The 20,400-nt window shown below is 71.0% G+C and carries 13 protein-coding genes and 2 pseudogenes; 8 read left to right on the top strand and 7 right to left on the bottom strand.

The window, feature by feature from the left end; translation table 11 throughout:
• Positions 1-152: 152 nt before the first annotated feature.
• Positions 153-1,775: a citramalate synthase gene (cimA, locus tag IE136_RS28950; protein WP_158990844.1), complete on the top strand. Its 1,623-nt coding sequence runs from the start codon at positions 153-155 to the stop codon at positions 1,773-1,775.
• A gap of 61 nt (positions 1,776-1,836) precedes the next feature.
• Entirely contained in the window at positions 1,837-3,183 is a 1,347-nt protein-coding gene (locus IE136_RS28945) for a hypothetical protein (RefSeq protein ID WP_158990846.1), read from the top strand.
• 21 nt (positions 3,184-3,204) lie between these two features.
• Here IE136_RS28945 and dnaN read toward each other — a convergent pair whose 3' ends face one another.
• Entirely contained in the window at positions 3,205-4,317 is a 1,113-nt protein-coding gene (gene dnaN, locus IE136_RS28940) for a DNA polymerase III subunit beta (protein WP_158990848.1), read from the bottom strand.
• Positions 4,318-4,433: 116 nt separating this feature from the next.
• Between dnaN and IE136_RS28935 the strand changes: the two genes are divergently transcribed.
• On the top strand, positions 4,434-5,582 hold the full coding sequence (locus IE136_RS28935) for a serine hydrolase domain-containing protein (protein WP_158990850.1): 1,149 nt from the start codon (positions 4,434-4,436) through the stop codon (positions 5,580-5,582).
• A gap of 101 nt (positions 5,583-5,683) precedes the next feature.
• Here the strand turns inward: IE136_RS28935 and IE136_RS28930 are convergent, their stop codons facing one another.
• On the bottom strand, positions 5,684-6,298 hold the full coding sequence (locus IE136_RS28930) for a YceI family protein (protein ID WP_189601792.1): 615 nt from the start codon (positions 6,296-6,298) through the stop codon (positions 5,684-5,686).
• Between the two features lie 242 nt (positions 6,299-6,540).
• Here IE136_RS28930 and IE136_RS28925 point away from each other — a divergent pair, with 242 nt between their 5' ends.
• The 5 genes and pseudogenes from IE136_RS28925 (at position 6,541) to IE136_RS28905 (ending at position 14,920) form a co-directional block, all read left to right on the top strand.
• Complete coding sequence (locus tag IE136_RS28925) at positions 6,541-7,050, top strand: hypothetical protein (protein WP_158990854.1); 510 nt, start codon at positions 6,541-6,543, stop codon at positions 7,048-7,050.
• Positions 7,051-7,182: 132 nt separating this feature from the next.
• The gene (locus IE136_RS28920; RefSeq protein ID WP_189601791.1) at positions 7,183-11,058 is read left to right on the top strand and encodes an endo-alpha-N-acetylgalactosaminidase family protein; all 3,876 of its coding nucleotides are present in this window, start codon (positions 7,183-7,185) and stop codon (positions 11,056-11,058) included.
• A 127-nt stretch (positions 11,059-11,185) separates the two neighbouring features.
• Positions 11,186-12,974, top strand: a pseudogene (locus IE136_RS28915) (polysaccharide lyase beta-sandwich domain-containing protein).
• Positions 12,975-13,117: 143 nt separating this feature from the next.
• Positions 13,118-14,701 carry an acyl-CoA carboxylase subunit beta gene (locus IE136_RS28910; RefSeq protein ID WP_189601790.1) on the top strand — a complete coding sequence of 528 codons (1,584 nt, stop codon included), beginning with the start codon at positions 13,118-13,120 and terminating at the stop codon, positions 14,699-14,701.
• A 15-nt stretch (positions 14,702-14,716) separates the two neighbouring features.
• On the top strand, positions 14,717-14,920 hold the full coding sequence (locus tag IE136_RS28905) for an acyl-CoA carboxylase subunit epsilon (RefSeq protein WP_158990858.1): 204 nt from the start codon (positions 14,717-14,719) through the stop codon (positions 14,918-14,920).
• 137 nt (positions 14,921-15,057) lie between these two features.
• Here the strand turns inward: IE136_RS28905 and IE136_RS28900 are convergent, their stop codons facing one another.
• The 5 genes and pseudogenes from IE136_RS28900 to IE136_RS36055 form a co-directional block, all read right to left on the bottom strand.
• Positions 15,058-15,639, bottom strand: coding sequence for a GTP-binding protein (locus tag IE136_RS28900; RefSeq protein ID WP_050791473.1), 582 nt, complete (start codon positions 15,637-15,639; stop codon positions 15,058-15,060).
• A complete protein-coding gene (locus tag IE136_RS28895; protein WP_158990860.1) occupies positions 15,620-16,189 on the bottom strand; it encodes a DUF742 domain-containing protein in 570 nt (189 codons plus the stop codon). Before IE136_RS28895 ends, IE136_RS28900 begins: the two co-directional genes overlap by 20 nt.
• A 93-nt stretch (positions 16,190-16,282) precedes the next feature.
• Positions 16,283-16,696, bottom strand: coding sequence for a roadblock/LC7 domain-containing protein (locus IE136_RS28890; protein ID WP_005311461.1), 414 nt, complete (start codon positions 16,694-16,696; stop codon positions 16,283-16,285).
• Between the two features lie 7 nt (positions 16,697-16,703).
• Entirely contained in the window at positions 16,704-19,895 is a 3,192-nt protein-coding gene (locus tag IE136_RS28885) for a sensor histidine kinase (protein WP_189601789.1), read from the bottom strand.
• 339 nt (positions 19,896-20,234) lie between these two features.
• A pseudogene (locus IE136_RS36055) lies at positions 20,235-20,400 on the bottom strand (ATP-binding protein); the annotation flags it as partial.

Genomic DNA, 20,400 nt, shown 5'->3' with positions numbered 1-20,400 from the left:
CCGTGCCCCAGACCCGCGCGCAGACCTCTCGCACCCGCGAGAGGTTTTTTCGTTTTCCGGCCCCACCACCGCCGGAAACGGACGGCGCGTGAGAATGGGGGCAAGTGGATCCAGACCTTCCGGAGCCACGTCCGACAGGAGCCATCACAGCCATGACCACGGAGACCGACGAGAGCCCGCGCCCGCGCCTCGACGACAGCTTCCATGTCTTCGACACCACACTGCGCGACGGGGCGCAGCGTGAAGGCATCAACCTCACCGTCGCCGACAAGCTGACGATCGCGCGGCATCTCGACGAGTTCGGAGTGGGCTTCATCGAGGGCGGCTGGCCCGGTGCCAACCCGCGTGACACGGAGTTCTTCGCGCGCGCCCGGCAGGAGATCTCCTTCAAGAACGCGCAGCTCGTCGCGTTCGGCGCGACACGCAGGGCGGGCGGCAGCGCGGCCGGCGACCCGCAGGTCAAGGCGCTCCTCGACTCCGGCGCGCCGGTGATCACACTGGTGGCCAAGTCCCACGACCGGCACGTCGAACTCGCCCTGCGCACCACCCTGGACGAGAACCTGGAGATGGTCCGCGACACCGTCGCCCACCTGCGTTCCCAGGGCCGCCGGGTCTTCGTCGACTGCGAGCACTTCTTCGACGGTTACAAGGCCAACCCGCAGTACGCCAAGGACGTCGTCCGCGCCGCCGCCGAGGCCGGCGCCGACGTCGTGATCCTCTGCGACACCAACGGCGGCATGCTCCCCGCCCAGATCCAGGCTGTCGTCGCCACCGTCATCGCCGACACCGGCGCCCGGCTCGGCATCCACGCCCAGGACGACACCGGCTGCGCCGTCGCCAACACCCTGGCCGCCGTCGACGCGGGCGCCACCCACGTCCAGTGCACCGCCAACGGCTATGGCGAGCGGGTCGGCAACGCCAACCTCTTCCCGGTCGTCGCCGCGCTCGAGCTCAAGTACGGCAAGAAGGTGCTGCCCGAGGGCGCCCTCGCCGAGATGACCCGCATCTCGCACGCCATCGCAGAGGTCGTCAACCTGACGCCCTCCACCCACCAGCCGTACGTCGGCGTCTCCGCCTTCGCCCACAAGGCCGGACTGCACGCCTCCGCGATCAAGGTCGACCCCGACCTCTACCAGCACATCGACCCCGAACTGGTCGGCAACACCATGCGGATGCTCGTCTCCGACATGGCCGGGCGCGCCTCCATCGAGCTCAAGGGCAAGGAGCTCGGCGTCGACCTCGGCGGCGACCGCGCCCTGATCGCGCGGGTCGTCGAGCGGGTCAAGGAGCGCGAGCTCAAGGGCTACACCTACGAGGCCGCCGACGCCTCCTTCGAGCTGCTGCTGCGCGAGGAGGCCGAGGGCCGCCCGCGCCGCTACTTCCGTACGGAGTCCTGGCGCGCGATCGTCGAGGACCGGCCCGACGGCACCCATGCCAACGAGGCGACCGTGAAGCTCTGGGCCAAGGGCGAGCGGATCGTCGCGACCGCCGAGGGCAACGGCCCCGTCAACGCCCTGGACCGGGCGATGCGGGTGGGCCTGGAGCGGATCTACCCGCAGCTCGCCAAGTTCGAGCTGGTGGACTACAAGGTCCGCATCCTGGAAGGCCGCCACGGCACGGAGTCCACGACCCGCGTCCTGATCACCACCAGTGACGGCAACGCCGAGTGGTCGACGGTCGGGGTCGGCGAGAACGTGATCGCCGCATCCTGGCAGGCACTGGAGGACGCCTACACCTTCGGGCTGCTGCGGGTGGGCATCGACCCCGCCGAGTAGACCGAACAAGCGCTCTGCTCCGGTCAGGTGGTTTTACGGCATTTTCGGGTAGTTTCGAGATATGAGGACCCGGCCGCTCCACCTCCTGTCGGCTCTCGCGGGGCTGATACTGATGCTGCTCCTGGCCCTGGCCCCGTCCGCGGGCGCCAGGGCCGGGGTCCCGGACGTCGCCGCGGCCCTGAAACAGGGGCCGGTGTACGTCGATCCGGGCGCCGCCGACCAGCTGTCGAAGGCCGACGCGGACGCCCTCGCCCAGAAGATCAAGGACGCGGACAAGCCGCTCTTCGTCGCCGTCCTGCCCGCGACCGCCGAGTATCCGCCCGAGAACCTGCTGCGCAATCTGCGGACCCAGACCGGCGTGACCGGGCTCTACGCGGTCCGGCTCGGTGACGGCTTCGACGCCGCCGCCGACCGCTCGGTGATCTCCGCGACCGCCGTGGACAACCTGGTGACCTCGGTGCGTCAGCCGGGCGTCGACGCGAGGACCGAACTGAACAACTTCGTCGACCAGGCTCTGCCCACCCTGCGCGGCTCCGCCCCCGCCTCCTGGGGAACCGTGGGCGGTGACAGCGGTGTCCCGGTCGGCGGGCTGATCACGCTCGGCGCGGTCGCGGCCGCCGGCGGCGTCGGCGCGTACGCGGTCGTCCGCCGCAACCGGCTCCGCAAGGAGGCCGAGGAGCGCGAGGCCCTCGAGAAGCTGCGGGTCGTCGTCGACGAGGACATCACCGCCTTCGGCGAGGAGCTCGAACGCCTCGACTTCCACCCGGCCGAACCCGGCGCCGACGACGCCATGCGCGCCGACTACGAACGCGCGCTGGACTCCTATGACAAGGCCAAGTCCCTGATGGGCTCGGCGACCCACCCGCACGACGTCAAGCCGGTGACCCAGGCGCTGGAGGACGGCCGCTGGTCCCTCGCCGTGCTGGCCGCCCGCCGCCAGTCCCGGCCCCTGCCGGACCGCCGCCCGCCGTGCTTCTTCGACCCGCGCCACGGCCCCGCGACCACGGACCGCAGCTGGACCCCGGCGGGCGGCGCCACCCGCGAGGTCCCCGTCTGCGCCGCCGACGCCACCCGCCTCGACGAGGGCCGGGATCCGATGGCCCGCACGGTCGAAACGGTCGACGGCCGCCGCCCGTACTGGGAGGCGGGACCCGCATACGGCCCCTGGGCCGGCGGCTACTTCGGCGGCGGCATGCTCCCCGGGCTGCTCGTCGGCACCATGCTCGGCTCGATGCTCGCCACCCCGGCCTACGCCTCCGAGTACGGCGGCGGGCAGTTCGAGGGCGGCGACTTCTCCGGAGGCGAGTTCAGCTCCGGTGACTTCGGGTCGGGCGACTTCGGCGGCGGGGGCGGCGGATTCGGTGACTTCGGCGGAGGCGGCGGCGACTTCGGCGGCGGCGGATTCTAGACCTGAACCCGTCGTGCGCGCTCACACCAGCGGCTTCACCGACATCAGCAGGTGCCGGTACGTCTCCCCCTCCCCGTCCGTGAGCAGGGCCCGCTGCCCCGGCCCGAGGAGATGGAAGGCGACGGCGCCGGTGGAGAAGGAGCCGAGCGCGTCCAGGAGATACCCGGGGTTGAAGGCGACCGTCATCGACTCCGCCCCCGTCAGGGACGCCGCCAGCCGCTGGGAGGCGACGTCGTCCTCATAGCCCGCCTGGAGATGGACGGCGTCGCCGGTGAAGGCCAGCTGCACCGGGCTGTCGCCCTCCGCGACCACCGCGACCCGCTTCACGGCCTCGACCAGCGGTGCCCGCTCCGTCACGGCGACCGCGTGCTCGCCCAGGGCGAAGAGCTTGTCGTGACGGGGCAGCCGCCCGTCGAGGAGCCGGGTGGTGGTGCGCACCCCGTCGCTCTCGAAGCCGATCGAGCCACCGTCCAGCGCCAGACGGACCGGCCCGGCACCGGCGAGGGAGCGGGCGATCTCGGTCAGCCGGCGGGCCGGCACCACGACGTCGGTGCCCTCGGCCGCCTCTCCGCCGTCCTCCGCCTCCGGCTTCCACTCCAGCGTGCGGACCGCGTACCGGTAGCGGTCGGTCGCGGCCAGCGTCATCGTCGTGCCGTCCAGTGCCAGCCGTATCCCCGTCAGGACCGGGAGCGAGTCGTCCCGGCCGGCCGCCACCGCCACCTGCCCGACCGCCGCCGCGAACGCCGCAGCGTCCACCACACCCCGGAAGGCGGGCAGCTCCGGCTGCGCCGGATAGTCGTCCAGCGGCAGCAGGGAGAGCCCGAACCGGGCGTCACCCCCCGTCACCGAGAGACGCGCCCCCTCCACCGCGCACGCCACCGGACCGCCGGGCAGCACCTTGCAGATGTCGAGCAGCCGCCGCCCCAGGACGAGCGCTCCGCCCTCCCGCGCGGTCTCCGCCTCGACCTCGATGCGAGCCGAGGCTTCGTAGTCGAGGCCGGAGACGCGCAGCCGGCCGTCCCTCGCCTCCAGGAGCAGCCCGCCGAGCACCGGCACCGGCGACCTGGCGGGCAGCACGCGGGCCGCCCAGGCCACCGCGTCGGTCAACACACTGCTGTCGATACGGAATTCCATGGGCCCGACGCTAGCGGCCGCCACTGACAGCGCCCCGGGAAGAAGTCCGAGGCCCTGATCGTTCCCTCTCGGACGGGCCGGGTACGGTACGGCCGGCCGACGAGGGGGAGAGCGTGATGAGTGACGTCCACGGCACGGTGGCGCCCGGATTCGAATCGGTGCGCGAGGAGTTCGCGACCGTCGTCGCGAAGGAGGCGAGCGACGGCGGCGCCCAGCTCGCCGTCTGTCACCGCGGCCGGCAGGTCGTGGACCTCTGGGGCGGTGACGGAGTCGACGGCGACTCCCTCCTCGGGCTCTACTCCTCCTCCAAGGGGGCGATGGCGCTGATCGCCGCGCTCCTCGTGCAGGACGGCGTGCTCCAGCTCGACCGTGAAGTCGCCTTCTGGTGGCCGGAGTTCGCGGCCGAGGGCAAAGGGCGGATCACGCTGCGCCAGCTCCTCGCCCACCGCTCCGGAGTGATCGGTGCCGACGGCGGCTTCACGCTCGACGAACTCGCCGACGACCGGGTGATCGCCGCCCGGCTCGCGGGGCAGCGCCCCTTCTGGGAGCCGGACACCGGCCACGGCTACCACGCCCTCGTCATCGGCGCGCTGGTCGGAGAGGTGGTCCGCCGGGCGACCGGCCGCACGATCCAGGAGCACTTCGAGGAGCGGGTCCGCGCCCCGTACGGACTGGACTACTACCTGGGCCTGCCGGAGGAGCTGGAGCCCCGTTTCCGCCCCGCGCTGCCGATGCGGCCCACCGACGCCGAGCAGGCCCTGCTGGACGCCGCCCCCATCGCTCCCGACAGCAACCTGGCCATCGCCTTCGACTTCCACGCCGACCCGCCGCTCGACATCGTCGGCTACGCCAACTCCCGTACCGTAAGGGCCAAGGGACCGGTCTCGGGCGGCGGCATCGGCACCGCGCGCGGCCTGGCACGGATGTACGCGGCGATCGCCGGCGAGCTCGACGGCCGGGCCCCGCTCCTGGAGCCCGACGTCCTGGCCGAGGTGGCGCGGATCCACTCCTCGGGCACGGACCTGGTCACGGGAGCGGAGAACGCCTTCGGTCTCGGCTTCGTCCCCCTGGCCACTCGCCACCCCGCCCTCACCCCCACGGCCGTCGGCCACAGCGGCGCCCCCGGTTCCCAGTCCTTCGCGGACCCCGGGCTCGCCCTCTCCTACAGCTACGCCCGCCGCCGTTTCGCGTTCATGGGCGGGCCGGGCGCCGCCGAGAACGACCGTCTGATCCCGGCGGTGGTCGCGGCGGCCCGAGCCCTCTGACTCCGCCCGCCGGGCTCCGTGCAACGCCGAGCGCCCGCCCTTCCGCTGTCGCGGAGGGCGGGCGCGCTCGTTTTCGCGGATCCCCGGGGGGGCAGGGACGATCAGACGGCGTTCTTGATGGCGGAGATGTCGAAGTTCAGCTTCACCTTGTCGCTGACCATGACACCGCCGGTCTCCAGCGCCGCGTTCCACTTCAGGCCCCAGTCGGACCGCAGGATCTCGGCCGAGCCCTCGAAGCCGACGCGCTCGTTGCCGTAGACGTCGGTGGCCGCGCCGTTGAACTCCAGGTCGATGGAGAGCGGGCGGGTGACGTCCTTGATGGTGAGGTCGCCGGTGATCCGGTAGGTGTCCCCGCCGAGCTGCGCGGCCTCCGTGGAGCGGAAGGTCATCAGCGGGAACTGCTCGGCGTCGAAGAAGTCGCCGCTGCGCAGGTGGCCGTCGCGGTCCGCGATGCCGGTGTCGATGGAGGCGATCTTGACGTCGATCGACGCGGTGGAGGCACCCGGGTTCGCGCCGTCCAGGGTCAGCGTGCCCTCGTGCTCGGCGAACGTGCCGCGGACGTTGGTGACCATGGCGTGACGGACGGTGAAGCCGATGCTGCTGTGGGCCGGGTCGATGGTGTAGTCGCCGGTCAGCGCGGCCAGGGCCGGGTCGACGGGGAGGGTGGCGACGGCGGTGGCAGTGGTGCTCTCGTTCTTGCGGCCGAAGATGCCCATGACGTGCTCCTTGGGGGGCGAAGCGGAGGTTCACCGGGTTTATTGAACCTTCAACGAGACCGACGATAGCCCGATTCAGTTCAACATTCAACATCTCGCCGAGATGTTCACCTGTAAGGCCTCGCAGCCCTCTGGCGGACGCGCGTAGAACTACGGCACCATCTCCTTGCTCACCCAGCACGGTCTGCTCCACCTGCACCGCCGTCCCACCCGTCACGGTCATCAGCAGGAGGCAATCCCCGATGAAGCTCCGCTCGGTCCTCACCGCCCTCGCCCTGGTCCTCGGCGCCCTCTTCGCGCCCGGCGTCGGTGTCCTCACCGGCGCCACCGACGCCCACGCCGTCACCAAGATCAGCCACGCCACCGCGACCTCGATGTTCCGCAGCTCCGGGATCACCTGGTCCTCGTCCGGCGGCTGCTCCGACCGCAACAACCCGACCTGTACCTCCTTCGAGCAGCTCAACCTCGCCTCGGCGAAGGGCGCCCAGACCCTCAAGAGCGCCAGCGGCTGCGCCCTCAACATCACGGGCGGCACCGAGACCGGCCACGCCGGCGGCACGTACTCGCACTGGAACGGCTACAAGCTCGACTACAGCAAGTACACGTGCATCGGGAACTACATCAAGAACACCTTCACCTACATCGGCGTGCGCGGTGACGGCGCCCCGCAGTGGAAGTCCGGCTCCGGCAACATCTACGCCGACGAGGGCAATCACTGGGACGTGACGTACTACAACTGCGGCGGCTGCTGACCGGTCGTACCCGCACCAAGAAGCCCCCTTCGGCGGTCACTTGGACTAACCGAAGGGGGTTCTTGGACTGGAGGGGCCGCCGTCGCGCGATCTCGTTGACGGTGCCCCGCGGGCGGGGGCCCACTAGTGCGCATGTCCCTCCCCAGCTCACGCAGACTCCGTGCGGCCGGTGCGCTCGCGGCCGCCTCAGCCACCCTGTTCGCCCTCGCCGGACCGGCCCCCACCGCCTCTGGCGTGGCAGCTGCCCCCGTCGCCGAGGCCCCGGAAGCCTCCGTGCCCCAGGAGACCGGCGCCGTCATCGGCTCCGACCAGCTCTCCGTCGCCGTCGCCGAGGACTTCCCGCGCGTCCTGTCGTACACGGACCGGGCCGGCGGTGCCCGCCTCCTCGGCAGTACGGCCCCGGTCACGCAGGTGGTCCTCAACGGCACCGCGTACGCCGTCCAGGCCAAAGGCGCCCCCGTCCTGACCGCGGCCCGCGCCGCGTACACCCTGGCCTTCCCCGCTCTGCCCGGGGTCGAGATCGACGCGGCCCTGAGCGTCAGCGGCCGGGCCGTGACCTTCAAGGTCACCGCCGTCCGTGACACGGAGGCCTTCCGGGTCGGGACGCTCGACATACCCGGCCACGACCTCGTCTCCGTCGGATCCGCCGACAGCGGCGCCGAGACCGCCTTCACCCGGCTCGACCCCGACTCCACCCGGACCGCCGACGTCTTCGCCCGGATCACCGACGCCACCCCGGCCGAGAGCGCCCCGGTCGGCGCGAGCTACGCGATCGTCAACACCGGCTCCCTCGCCGCCGCCGTGGAGTCCAACTCCAGCTACGACAAGCCCTCCGGCGCCTCGGCGCGCGACGGCGCCCGCTTCTGGCACCAGGCCCGCAAGAGCGGCACCGAGACCCGGGTCGGCGTCTGGTCCGGGCAGTGGACCTACCGCGGGGCCGGCGCCCCCGCCCCCGAGAGCGGCGAGAACCTCCCCTGGGCCAAGGTCGTCGTCACCCCCGACACCAACGCCGACGGGAAGACCGACTGGCAGGACGGCGCCCTCGCCTTCCGTGCCATCGGGATCAAGGCCCCGGGCTCCGAGCAGACCCCCGGCCGGGTGATCGCCCACATCCCGTTCAACTTCGCCAGCAACGCCACCCACCCTTTCCTGCGCACCCTCGACGACGTCAAACGGATCTCGCTCGCCACCGACGGACTCGGCCAGTTCGCCCTGCTCAAGGGGTACGGCTCCGAGGGCCACGACTCCGCCCACCCCGACTACGGCGGCAACCACAACAAGCGCGCCGGCGGGCTCCAGGACCTCAACACCCTGCTCAGGGAGGGCAAGAAGTGGGGCGCCGGCTTCGGCGTCCACGTCAACGCCACCGAGTCGTACCCCGAAGCGAAGAACTTCAGCGAGACCCTCGTCGACAAGACCAGACCCGGGTGGAACTGGCTCAACCAGAGCTACTACATCGACCAGCGCCGGGACATCAACAGCGGCGACCTCGCCCGCCGCTTCAAACAGCTGCGCGACGAGACCGACCCGAACCTCTCGATGCTCTACATCGACGTCTACTACACGCACGGCTGGATCGCCGACAAGACGACGCAGGCCGTGCAGGCGCAGGGCTGGAACATCGCCACCGAGTGGTCCGAGAAGTTCGAGCGCGCCTCGCTCTGGTCCCACTGGGCCAACGACCTCGACTACGGCGGCGCCACCAACAAGGGCCTCAACTCCCAGATCATCCGCTTTATCCGCAACGGGGAGAAGGACATCTGGAACAACCATCCGGTCCTCGGCCAGACCGCCCTGGAGGATTTCGAGGGCTGGACCGGCGAGACCGACTGGAACCACTTCTACGCGAACATCTGGCAGAAGAACCTGCCCGCCAAGTATCTCCAGCAGCAGAGGATCACCCGCTGGAACGGCAACGACCTCACCTTCACCGGCGGGGTCCGCGGCACCGTCGAGAACGGCCGCCGCACCTTCTACGAGAACGGCCGCAAGGTTCTCGACGGGGAGAAGTACCTGCTCCCCTGGGACGGCGGGAAGAAGCTCTACCACTACAACAAGGCGGGCGGGAAGACCACGTGGGCGGTCGCGGGCACCGGCTCGTACTCCGTCCACAAGCTCACCGACAACGGCCGGGTGAAGACCGGGACCGTGCGGCCCGCCGGCGGCAGGATCACCCTCGACGCCGCCGCCGGCCAGCCCTACGTCCTCCACCCGGAACCGGCCCCCGCGCCGCGTGACCCGCGCTGGGGCGAGGGCACCCCGGTCAAGGACCCCGGCTTCAACGACGCCCGGCTCGCCGCCTGGACCAAGGCCGGAACCGTCGTCCGCGACACCGACGCGCAGGGCCGCAACAGCGCGAAGCTCACCGGCTCCGCCACCGCCTCCCTCACCCAGCAGATCACCGGCCTCACCCCCGGCACGCGGTACACCGCCTCCGCCCTGATCGAGGTCGAGCCGGGGAAGACCCGCCCGACCACCCTCTCCGTCGGCGGCAGGTCCGTCACCGTCGAACGCTCCACCCTGGAGGACCGGGTCGCCGCCTCCGACTGGAACGGCACGCGCTTCCAGCGCGCCAAGGTGAACTTCACCGCACCCGGCAGCGGCGCCGTCGCCTTGAAGATCCAGGCGACCGCGGGCAGCACCGCCGGCGTCCGGACCGACGACGTCCGGATCGTCGCCAACGCCCCCGCCACCCAGGCCGGCGCGGCGGTGTACGAGGACTTCGAGGCCGTGGACCAGGGCTGGGGTCCCTTCCTCAAGGGTGACTCCGGCGGTACGACCGACCCGCGCACCCACATCGCCCAACTGCACGCCCCCTACACCCAGGCGGGCTGGAACGGAAAGCTCGTCGACGACGTCATCGGCGGCGCCGAGTCGCTGAAGTCCCACGACGAGAACAGCGGCCTGGTCTACCGGACCGCCCCCTGGACCGTCCCCATGAAGGACGGGCACAGCTACCGCGTCACGTACGACTACCAGTCGAGCCACTCCGGCGCCTACGAGTGGATCACCGGCTACGACCGCAGGGGGGCGGGCGGCGGCTCCGTCGAGACCCGACGTACCCCGATCGGTCAGCAGCGCACCACCGGGCACTTCTCCGAGACGGTGACCGCCGGCTGCGGCGACACATGGACCGGGCTGCGCAAGCGCGGCGACGCCCCCGACGGCGCCGACTTCGTCCTCGACTCCTTCACCGTCACCGACCTGGGCCCGGCCGCCGAGAAGGCCGCCTGCGGCACCCTCTCCGTCACCGCCCCCGACACCCTGGAGCCCGGCCGCCCGAACGAGGTCACGGCGACGTTCACCAACGACGAGGCGAGCGCGGTCGGCGGCGTGCGCGCGGCCCTCACGCTCCCCGAGGGCTGGTCCGCGGAGCCGGCCGCCCCCATCGCCCTCGAGCCGGTCGCCGCGGGGGCCGAGGCTGCCGCCACCTGGAAGGTGACACCACCCGCGGACGCGGCCTACCGGGCGTACCCGCTGAGCTCCACGGTCACGTACGACATCGGGGGAGAGGCCCGGAGGCTGAGCGCCGCCACCTCCGTGCGGACACTGCCCCCGCCGCCCGTCACGGACAGCTGGGCGAGCGACCTCGACTGGGCGTCGGCTGCCAACGGCTGGGGACCGGTCGAGCGCGACCTCTCCAACGGCGAGACGGGCACCGGCGACGGCAGCCCCTTGAGGATCGGGGGAGTGACCTACGCGAAGGGCCTGGGCACCCACGCCCCGGCCAAGGTCCGCTACTACCTGGGCGGGAGGTGCACCTCCCTCACCGCCGAGGTCGGTGTGGACGACGTCCAGGCCACCCGCGGCACCGTCCGGTTCAGCGTCCTGGCCGACGGTACGGAGAAGGTGAGGTCGCCGGTCCTCAAGGCGACGGACGCGCCCTGGTCACTGACCGCCGACCTCAGCGGGGCCACCTACGTCGACCTGGTTGCCGGTGACGGCGACGACGGGAACGGCAACGACCACGCCGACTGGGGGAATGCCCGGTTCCACTGCGGAACCTGAGCAGGCCGGACAGGGCAAACGCTTGCGCACAACGCCGGCACAGCACCTGTGGTGCTCATCGATTGCGTCGGAAAGCGCGTGCTACACCGGGCGCCAACCGGTCTACGCCACTCCCCGGGAGGCCCCCGTGCCCGTCTGGACCCGACGTACGTTCCTCGTCACCGCCACAGCCGCCGTCGCAGCCACCGCCGCCGCAGCCGCCGTCGCAGCCACGTCCGTGGCCGCGGCCCTCGGACCGGCCCCCCAGGCACATGCCGTGAAGGGCGAGTTCGAGGCGCTGCGGCTGCGCTGGCTCGACATCCAGCTCGGCACCGGCTTCGACGCCGGTGCCGAGCCGTACGCCTCCCGGCTCGCCGAGACCGGAGCCCTCGCCCGCGGCTTCCGGGAGTCGATGGCCCCCGCCGCCACCTCCCTGTGGCCCGGACACTCCTTCGACCCGCCCGCCGGCCTCACCCAGAGCTACAGCCGGCTGTGGACGATGACCCAGGCCTACGCCCAGCCCGGCACCGGACTCACCGCTGACGCCGGCCTCCTCGCCGACATCCTGCGCGGCCTCGACCACCTCTCCGTGCGGATCTACCACCCCGGCACCACCCGCTACGGCAACTGGTGGGAGTGGCAGATCGGCAGCCCCCGCCTCCTCATGGACATCGTCGCCGCGCTCCACCCGCACCTCGGCGCCGAACGGGTCGCCGCCGCCTGCGCCGCCGTCGACCACTTCGTCCCCGACTCCATGCTCACGAACCACAGCGGCACCTCCACCGGTGCCAACCGTGTCGACCTCTGCCGCTCCGTCGCCCTGCGCGGCATCCTCGGCGCCGACCCCGCCAAGATCGCCCTCGCCCGCGACGCCCTCTCGCCGGTCTTCCCGTACGTGACCAAGGGCGACGGCCTCTACGCCGACGGCTCGTTCGTCCAGCACACGTGGGTCGCCTACTCGGGCACGTACGGACAGGTCATGCTCGACGGCCTCGGCCGCCTCTTCACCCTGCTCGCCGGCTCGACCTGGGCCGTGACCGACCCAGCCGGCAGATCGTCCTGGACAGCGTCGAGAAGGCCTACGCGCCCCTGATCTACGACGGATTGATGATGGACAGCGTCAACGGCCGTGCCGTCAGCCGCGGTTACCTCAAGAACGACGAGCGGCGGGTGATGCGTTCGGACCACCTCCACGGCCAAGGGGTCATCGCCGCCGTCGCGCTCCTGGCGGGCGGCGCGAGCGCGGCCGAACGCGAGCGGTGGCACGCGCGCGTGAAGGGGTGGATCGAGCGGGACACGGTCAGCCCGATCCCCTCCGCCCGCCAGTTCGGCGTGGCCGACCTCGCCCGGCTGCACGCCCTCGCGGCCGCGGCCCGAGCCGACCGGACACCGGCTGTTCGCCCCCATGGACCGGGCCGTCCACCGGACCGGCGCCTGGAGCGACATCAACACCACCAGCTCCACCGAGCGCCGCACCCGCACGTACCAGACGCTCTGGTTCGACCACGGCACGGACCCGGTCGGAGCCTCGTACGCCTACCTCCGCATGCCGGGCGCCTCCCGCCGTACCCTGGCCGCCCGCGCCGCCGACGAGGGCTGGCTGCACGTCCTCGACAACACCGCCGACCGGCAGGCCGTCGCCGTCCCGTCCCTGGGGCTCACGGCCGCCAACCGCTGGCGGGCCGGTACGGTGGGGGACCTGACGGTCACGGCCCCGGCGAGCGTGCTCGTGCGGCGCCGGCGTTCCGTCCTCGCCGTGGCCGGGCTCGCCGTCGCCGCGCACCGGACAGCCGCTGGAGCTCGTCTGGGACCGGCCGGTCCGCCGGGTGATCTCCCGCGACCCCTCGGTGGAGGTGCTGGCGACAGGCCGCTCGCTGCGGCTGCGGGTCAGCCCCGGAACGGCGGGGGCCACACACCGCTGCCAGGTGGCTATGTGAGAATCCCACAAAGGCGAGGGGTGTCCTGCTGTTGACTCGATACCCCCGAGTGGCGGTTCTGTCTTACTCCACCAGGAATCGACGCGGGAGACTGTACGGAGTCAACGGCGGGATTTGCTTGGTCGAGTTCGTAGGGTCGGTACATGACCGTTGTGGACCAGATCCCGAGCGAGCCGACTGACGCACGTGGCCGAGTGGCCGAGCTGCACGCCCTGCGCGAGGAGGCGCGGCGCGGCCCCAGCGAGCGGGCGACCGAAGCCCAGCACGCCAAGGGCAAGCTGACCGCTCGTGAGCGGATCGAGCTGCTGCTCGACCCCGGTTCCTTCAACGAGGTCGAGCAGTTGCGCCGGCACCGCGCCCAGGGCTTCGGCCTGGAGGCGAAGAAGCCGTACACCGACGGTGTCGTCACCGGCTGGGGCACGGTCGAGGGCCGCACGGTCTTCGTCTACGCGCACGACTTCCGGATCTTCGGCGGCGCGCTGGGCGAGGCCCACGCGACCAAGATCCACAAGATCATGGACATGGCCATCGCGGCGGGTGCTCCCCTGGTGTCCCTCAACGACGGCGCGGGCGCGCGGATCCAGGAGGGCGTCTCCGCCCTCGCCGGGTACGGCGGCATCTTCCAGCGCAACACCCGGGCCTCGGGCGTGATCCCGCAGATCTCCGTCATGCTCGGCCCCTGCGCCGGCGGCGCGGCCTACAGCCCTGCCCTCACCGACTTCGTCTTCATGGTCCGCGAGACCTCGCAGATGTTCATCACCGGCCCGGACGTCGTCAAGGCGGTCACCGGTGAGGAGATCAGCCAGAACGGCCTGGGCGGCGCGGACGTGCACGCCGAGACGTCGGGCGTCGCGCACTTCGCGTACGACGACGAGGAGACCTGCATCGCCGAGGTGCGCTACCTCCTGTCGATGCTGCCGCAGAACAACCGCGAGAACCCGCCGACCGTCGCCTCCGAGGACCCGGCGGACCGCCGCTCGGACGTCCTGCTCGACCTGGTGCCGGCCGACGGCAACCGTCCGTACGACATGCACAAGGTGATCGAGGAGCTCGTCGACGACGGCGACTACCTGGAGATCCACGAGCGCTGGGCCCGCAACATCATCTGCGCGCTGGCCCGCCTGGACGGTCAGGTCGTCGGCATCGTCGCCAACCAGCCGCAGTCCCTGGCCGGCGTCCTGGACATCGAGGCCTCGGAGAAGGCCGCCCGTTTCGTTCAGATGTGCGATGCTTTCAATATTCCGATCGTCACTCTTCTGGACGTCCCCGGCTTCCTGCCGGGAGTCGACCAGGAGCACGGTGGAATCATCCGGCACGGCGCGAAGCTGCTGTACGCGTACTGCAACGCGACCGTGCCCCGGATCTCACTGATCCTGCGCAAGGCGTACGGCGGCGCGTACATCGTCATGGACTCCCAGTCCATCGGCGCCGACCTGACGTACGCCTGGCCCACCAACGAAATCGCGGTGATGGGCGCCGAAGGTGCCGCCAACGTCATCTTCCGCAAGCAGATCGCCGAGGCGGAGGACTCCGAGGCCATGCGAGCCCGCATGGTCAAGGAGTACAAGGCCGAGCTGATGCACCCCTACTACGCGGCGGAGCGCGGCCTCGTCGACGACGTGATCGACCCCGCGCAGACGCGGGAGGTCCTCGTCCGGTCCCTCGCCATGCTCCGCACCAAGCACGCCGACCTGCCGTCCCGCAAGCACGGCAACCCGCCTCAGTAAGAGGAGCCCACCGAAGTGACCACGCCTGCCACAGACAACCTGCTCCGTGTCGAGAAGGGCCACGCCGACCCCGAGGAACTGGCCGCGATCACCGCGGTCCTCCTCGCCCGCGCGGCCGCCCAGCCCACCGAGAAGTCCCACCGCCCCCGCTCCACGGCCGCCTGGCGCCGCCTGGAACGCCAGTCGGGCTTCCGCCCCTCCCACTCCTGGCAGGGCTGACCCCGCACCCCCCGAAGGCCCCCGGCTCCTCCCGAGCCGGGGGCCTTCGGCGTCCTGGCCCCCGCCCCCGGCGGTACGCCAAAGGCCCCGCGCACCGGAACCGGTGAGCGGGGCCTTTTGGCAGTGCGGGAGGACGGCTAGCGGAGTCGTGCCATCAGGGCGTGCTCGACCAGGGTGATGAGCGCGCTCTTGGCGTCCGCGCGGTGGCGGGCGTCGGTGGTGATGATCGGGGTGTCGGGACCGATCTGCAGCGCCTCGCGGACCTCCTCGGGGTTGTACGGCTGGTGACCGTCGAACCCGTTGAGCGCGATGACGAAGGGCAGGCCGCTGTTCTCGAAGTAGTCGACCGCCGGGAAGCAGTCGGCGAGACGGCGGGTGTCCACGAGCACCACGGCGCCGATGGCGCCGCGGACCAGGTCGTCCCACATGAACCAGAAGCGGTCCTGACCGGGCGTACCGAAGAGGTACAGGATCAGGTCCTGGTCCAGGGTGATACGGCCGAAGTCCATCGCGACAGTCGTCGTCGTCTTGTCGCCGGTGTGCGTGAGGTCGTCGATGCCCGCGGACGCAGACGTCATGACGGCCTCGGTACGCAGCGGGTTGATCTCCGAGACGGCGCCGACGAACGTGGTCTTGCCCACGCCGAAGCCACCCGCCACCACGATCTTCGCGCTGGTGGTTGAACGGGCCGCGCCGCCGCTAGAGCTTGCGAAGTCCACTGAGCACCCTTTCGAGCAGTGTCACGTCTGGCTGACCGCCGGCGGCTTCGTCGCCGCCGGGCTGGTGGATGGCGACAAGTCCGGCCTCGGCCAGGTCGGCGACGAGAATCCGGGCAACGCCGAGGGGAATGGAGAGAAGTGCCGAGATCTCGGCCACCGACTTGATCTCGAAGCACAGTCGGCAGATCCGCTGGTGCTCGGGCAACTGCCCCTGCAGCCGGGACGGATCGGCCGTCGTACTGACCAGCGCCTCGATGGCGAGCTGGTAACGCGGCCGGGTACGGCCGCCGGTCATCGCGTACGGACGCACCAGCGGGTTGTGGTGCGCGCCGGAACTCCCGGAAGCACCCCCGGAACCGCCCGCGCCACGCGAAGCGCGCTGCGGCGCCGCCGCGGGTGCCGGCTGCGGTGCCTGGGGCTGCTGATAGGGCTGCTGTGCGCCCTGCCTGCTCGGCGCGGAGGGAAAGTTGAACCGGTTCTGCGCGGTGTCGCCGTGCGGCTGCTGTCCGTCAAAACCGTTGTAGGGGCGTCCGCCCGGTGGTGTTCCCACGTCTCCTCCTCCGACTGCCTCGCGGTCCATGTCCCTGTGGAACCGCGCCACCGCACCTTACGGTGCGGTGGCGTGTAACGCACTGTCTGTCTGTTAGTTGAGAAGACTTCCCTGAAGTTCCGCCCGCAGGTCGGGGGTCAGGACGCTTCCCGCCCGGTCGACGAGGAGTGCCATCTCGTAACCCACCAGGCCGATGTCGGCCTCCGGGTGCGCGAGCACGGCCAGCGAGGAGCCGTCCGAGATCGACATGATGAAGAGGAAGCCGCGCTCCATCTCCACGACGGTCTGGTTGACCGCACCGCCCTCGAAGATCCGGGACGCTCCCGCGGTCAGCGAGGTCAGTCCGGAGGCGACGGCCGCCAGCTGGTCGGCTCGGTCCCGGGGGAAACCCTCGGACATCGCCAGCAGGAGTCCGTCGGCGGAGACCACCACCGTGTGGGACACCCCGGGGGTGTTGTCCACGAAGTTGGTGATCAACCAGTTCAGATTCTGCGCCGCCTGGCTCATGCTCACACTAACGCTCCTGGTTGTAGGTACTGCCCGGGCCGAGGCCCGATCCGTTCGTGTCCGTTCCCGCGGTACGTCCCTGCTGGACACCGCGGCGCAGGTTGCTCAACCTGCCCCGCACGTCCTCGGGCGCGCGGGAGACCTGGGGGCCGCCCTGCGGGGTCTGCTCCGCCGTTCCCTCGACCAGATTGGCCTTCGGGACCCGCCGCGGAAGACCGGAGGGGGTGACCCCGCCCGCCTTCGGCTCGCGGAGCTTCTCGGCCCGCTGCCAGCGCTCGTCGTTCGTCGAGCGCCAGTCCTCGGAACCGTCGGCTTCGTTCTGCACCGGCACCGGCTGCTGCACGGGCTGCTGCACCGACTGCGGCGCGGCCTGCTGTGCGGACCGCGGGGCCTGCGAGGAGGAGCCGCCACGGCGCGGCAGACCGGCGTCCGTCAGTGCGTGGCCGGCGTCCGGGGTGGGGCTCGGCGTGGGACCCGGACGGTCGAAGCCTACGCGCTCCGGAGCCGCTTCGGGAGCCGCCTGAGCAGATTCCGCTTCGGCTCCGTACTGCTGCTCGAAACCGCCCTGGTATGCGCCCTGGTCAGCCCACTCGCCCTGCTGTCCCTGGTGCTCGTACGCGTTGTCGTACTGCGCCTGGCCGTTGTCCTGGCCCTGGTAGCCAGCTTCCGCATAGCCCGGCTCGGAGTAGCCGCCGACGGGCTGGCCGTAGGCGTCGTAGCCCTGCTGCGGGTACGCGTAACCGTCGTGCTGCGGAGCCTGCCCGCCGAAGTCGGGCGCGTACTCCTGTGCGTACTCCTGCTGCTGCTCCTGCGGTACGTACTGCTGCTGCGAGGGGTCGACTTCGTCCCGGAAGAGCGGACGTTCCTCGCCCTGTGCCTGGGCCTCCAGGGCGGCACGGCGCTCCTCCCGCATCAGCGAGCGGTTCACCGGGTCGAGCTGGCGGTCCTCGCCGGGCTGCTCGTAGCGGGAGTCGTCGAAGCCGAGCTCCGCCGCCGTGCGCATCGGCTGCTGCACGGGCTCGAAGGAGTGCCCCTGCTGCTGCGGAATGATCTGCGAGACGGTGAAGTCGTCCTCGGGCAGCGATTCGCCGCCACCACCGTGGGTGATCGCGTCCGGGAGCATGACCAGCGAGGTCGTGCCCGCCTGCTCGCCCGAGGGGCGCAGCTGGACCCGGATGCCGTGGCGGTCGGCGAGCCGGCCGACCACGAACAGGCCCATGCGCTGCGAGACGGCGGCGTCCACCGTCGGCGGGTTGGCGAGCTTGTGGTTGATGTCCGCGAAGTCCTCGGCGGTCAGGCCGATGCCCTTGTCGTGGATCTCGACCATCACGCGGCCGTCGGGCAGCCGGGTCGCGGTGACGCGGACCTTGGTCTGCGGGGAGGAGAACGTGGTGGCGTTCTCGAGGAGCTCGGCGAGCAGGTGCACGAGGTCGGTCACGGCCTGGCCGTGGATCTCGGCCTCCGGGACACCGGCCAGCTCGATGCGCTCGTACTGCTCCACCTCGGAGGAGGCGGCGCGCATCACGTCCACGAGCGGGACCGGCTGGTCCCAGCGGCGGCCCGGCTCCTCGCCGGCGAGGACGAGGAGGTTCTCGCCGTTGCGGCGCATGCGGGTGGCCAGGTGGTCCAGCTTGAAGAGGTTCTCCAGCTGGTCCGGGTCGGCCTCGTTGTTCTCCAGGTCCGTGATGAGGGTCAGCTGGCCCTCGATCAGCGACTGGTTGCGGCGCGAGAGGTTGGTGAAGATCGCGTTGACGTTGCCCCGGAGCATGGCCTGCTCGGCGGCGAGCCGGACGGCCTCGCGGTGCACCTGGTCGAAGGCGCGGGCGACCTCGCCGATCTCGTCCTGGGAGTCGATCGGGATGGGCTGCACGCGGGTGTCGACCCGGCCGGGCTCGGTGCGGGAGAGCTGGTCGACCAGCATCGGCAGACGCTGCTCGGCGACGGCGAAGGCGGCGGTACGCAGCTCACGCATCGAGCGGCTCATCTGCCGGGCCATCATCCCGGCCAGGATGAACGCCGTCAGCAGCGCGATCACGACGATGCCACCGTTGAGGAAGGCGTCCGTCTTGGCGTCGTCGGAGATCGAGGCGGCCTCGTTCACGGCCTTGTCGACGAGCTCCTTCTCGACCTCGGTGTAGCCGTCGAACTTGCCGGTGGCCACGGCCATCCACGTCTCGGCGGTGATGCCCTTCTGCTTGAGGGCGGCGAGCCCGTCGGCGTCCTCGGCCGAGCCGATCTCCTTGGCCATGCCGGTGAAGACGGAGCCGTCGGGGCCCTTGGGCAGCTCGATGCCGGCCGCCTGCATCCTCCTGGCGCCCTCGGCGGCCTTCTCCGTCATGACCTGCTTCAGCCGGTCGACGTCCTCCTGGGTGCCACCGGAGTTGAACTCGCCGAGGGCGATCTGCTCCAGGTAGTTGTACGAGTTGAAGGCCACCGACTGCTGGGCGAAGACCGCGTCCTTCTGGCTGGGCCGGACCAGCAGCTGGGTGCCGATCGAGCGCTGCAGCGACGCGGCCGCCTTGGCGAGCTGAATCGCGTAGACCGTACGGCCGTAGGCGGTGATGTTGCCCGTGCCGAGTCCGAGCTCGTTGGAGAACTCCATCAGGTAGTGCTGGACGCCGACGTACCCGAGCTGGGTGTTCACCGGGTCCAGGGCCTGGGTGTACGCGGCCTGGCGCAGCTTCTGGAGCTTGGGCTCCTCGTCCTGGAACAGCCGCAGGCGGCGCTCCAGGCCCTCGCCCTCCGGCATGTCCTTGACGGCCTCGTCGAACTTGGCGGCGGCGGCGTCGGTGGCGGCGTACGCCCGCGTCACCTCGTCGCTCTTGCGGTCCGCGGCGGACCGTGCCGTCAGCAGGGGGACCGCGGTGAGGTCACGCTCGTTGAGCAGCGCCTGGCTGTACTCCGAGGCGGCGCGGATGATCAGCGCCGTCTTCTCGGCGTTCTGCGCCTCCTGCCAGGTGTCGATCGACCCCTTCACCTGGAAGCCGCCCATGACGAGGCCGACCAGCACGGGTATGAGGAGGATCGCGTTCAGCCGCGTGGGCACCCGCCAGTTGCGCGGGGACATCTTGCTCTGACTGCCCTTGCCGCTGCCGGTCTGGGGCGCGGGCGCCTCGACGGGCGATGCCACGGTACGTGCCGGCGGCGTGAAGTTGCCTCGCGCCTGCTGCTCCGCGGAGCCTTCCTTGCTTCGCCTCACTCGACCAACAACCTCTCGGCGTCGGCACCTACGTTGTGCCGGTGTTTCGTTCAGGGCCGTACTACTCGGGAGTTCATGAATTGCAGCACGTGAAGGGGGTCCCATCCAAACAGCGGTAAGCGCTCGCTTTCAGTGGTCCAGGCCGGAGATAAATCGGGCATAAAGAACGAGCCCCGTCAAAAGGCGGGGCTCATGTGAGCACAGTGGTACCGGTTGGATGCGTCGGGTGTCCGTCACGGCGCAATTCTCATTCGAAACGTTATGAACACGGGGGCGGACCGTGTCGCACGACACAGACCGCCCCCGCGGGGGCGTACGACAACTTCCGTAGGTCTCCGCCTACTTGAGTCGTGCCATCAGCGCATGCTCGACCAGGGTGATGAGCGCGCTCTTGGCGTCCGCGCGGTGGCGGGCGTCGGTGGTGATGATCGGGGTGCCCGGACCGATCTGCAGCGCCTCGCGCACCTCGTCCGGCGTGTACGGCTGATGACCTTCGAAGCCGTTC

The organism is Streptomyces lateritius, assembly GCF_014649715.1.
GTDB lineage: Bacteria > Actinomycetota > Actinomycetes > Streptomycetales > Streptomycetaceae > Streptomyces > Streptomyces lateritius.
Note: the sequence above shows the minus strand (reverse complement) of the source record. Positions and strands in the feature narration are given on the sequence as shown.

Coding starts and splice junctions, on each gene's coding strand:
- cimA (WP_158990844.1), top strand. CDS start 153: ATGACCACGGAGACCGACGAGAGCCCGCGCCCGCGCCTCGACGACAGC.
- IE136_RS28945 (WP_158990846.1), top strand. CDS start 1,837: ATGAGGACCCGGCCGCTCCACCTCCTGTCGGCTCTCGCGGGGCTGATA.
- dnaN (WP_158990848.1), bottom strand. CDS start 4,317: ATGGAATTCCGTATCGACAGCAGTGTGTTGACCGACGCGGTGGCCTGG.
- IE136_RS28935 (WP_158990850.1), top strand. CDS start 4,434: ATGAGTGACGTCCACGGCACGGTGGCGCCCGGATTCGAATCGGTGCGC.
- IE136_RS28930 (WP_189601792.1), bottom strand. CDS start 6,298: ATGGGCATCTTCGGCCGCAAGAACGAGAGCACCACTGCCACCGCCGTC.
- IE136_RS28925 (WP_158990854.1), top strand. CDS start 6,541: ATGAAGCTCCGCTCGGTCCTCACCGCCCTCGCCCTGGTCCTCGGCGCC.
- IE136_RS28920 (WP_189601791.1), top strand. CDS start 7,183: ATGTCCCTCCCCAGCTCACGCAGACTCCGTGCGGCCGGTGCGCTCGCG.
- IE136_RS28910 (WP_189601790.1), top strand. CDS start 13,118: ATGACCGTTGTGGACCAGATCCCGAGCGAGCCGACTGACGCACGTGGC.
- IE136_RS28890 (WP_005311461.1), bottom strand. CDS start 16,696: ATGAGCCAGGCGGCGCAGAATCTGAACTGGTTGATCACCAACTTCGTG.